Origin of the sequence: Burkholderia sp. BCC1996, assembly GCF_905339955.1 — a bacterium.
Lineage (GTDB): Bacteria > Pseudomonadota > Gammaproteobacteria > Burkholderiales > Burkholderiaceae > Burkholderia.
In genome coordinates this window covers 1-1,152 of sequence record NZ_CAJPHM010000081.1, presented here as the reverse complement: position 1 = coordinate 1,152, position 1,152 = coordinate 1, and the positions used below count along the sequence as shown (strand labels likewise).

The following is a 1,152-nucleotide window of genomic DNA, read 5'->3' as shown; positions in this document are numbered from 1 at the left end:
GCTGCCCCACGCACTCGCGTGCGCATGCTGGTGCACGTTGCATGCATTCGCGCAGCCGCACATCGCGGCGGCCGCCGCGCGTTGCAGCGGTGCGCCGCTGCGCTGCGTCGCGCCCCAACCGCCGTAGCCGCCGTACTCGCGCACCGGCGACCAGTCCGGCATCGCGGGCGGAATCGGCGCATCGTGCGACGCGAACGGGCCCGCGCCCCACACGATCTTGCCGCCCACCACGGTCAGCAGTGCGGTCGTGCCCGCGATGTCGTCCTCGGCGCACGCGAAGAAATCGCGATCCGGGACCACCACGTCGGCAAGCTGCCCGACCGCGATGCGCCCTTTCTTGCCGACCTCGTTCGAGAACCACGTCACGTATTCGGTCCACATGCGCAGCGCGGTCTCGCGATCGAGCAGGTTGCGCTGCGGGTACATGCGCAGGCCGCCGATCGTCTTGCCTGTCACGAGCCAGGACAACGACACCCACGGGTTGTACGACGCCACGCGCGTCGCGTCGGTGCCGGCCGACACCTTGAGGCCCTTCGACAGCATCTTCGCGACGGGCGGCGTCGCTTCGGCCGCCTGCGCGCCGTAGCGCTCGACGAAGTATTCGCCCTGGTACGCCATCCGGTGCTGCACCGCGATACCACCACCCAGCGCGGCGATGCGGTCCATCGATTTTTCGGTAATGGTTTCCGCATGATCGAAGAACCAGTTCAGCCCTTCAAGCGGGATGTCCTTGTTCACCTTCTCGAACACGTCGAGTGCGCGGCTGATCGTTTCGTCGTAGGTCGCGTGCATGCGCCACGGCCAGCGGTTCTGCGCGAGCACGCGCACGACGCCCTCGAGATCGTCTTCCATCTGCGCCGGCAGGTCCGGGCGCGCGACGCGGAAGTCCTCGAAGTCGGCGGCCGAGAACACCAGCATTTCGCCCGCGCCGTTATTGCGGAAATAATCCGTGCCGTCGTGATACTTCGTGCTCTTCGTCCAGTTCACGAAGTCTTCCTTCTCGGCATTCGGCTTCTGCGTGAACAGGTTGTACGCGATCCGGATCGTCATCTCGCCGGCATCGTGCAGCTTGCGGATCACTTCGTAATCGTCGGGATAGTTCTGCGAACCGCCGCCCGCATCGATCACGCCCGTCACGCCGAGACGGTTCAG

The 1,152-nt window shown here is 66.1% G+C and carries 1 protein-coding gene; it reads right to left on the bottom strand.

Annotation, left to right across the window (positions count from 1 at the left end):
* Nucleotides 1-1,152: amidohydrolase (locus U4Z64_RS37255; RefSeq protein WP_321822679.1), on the bottom strand; the 1,152-nt coding region annotated here is incomplete at both ends.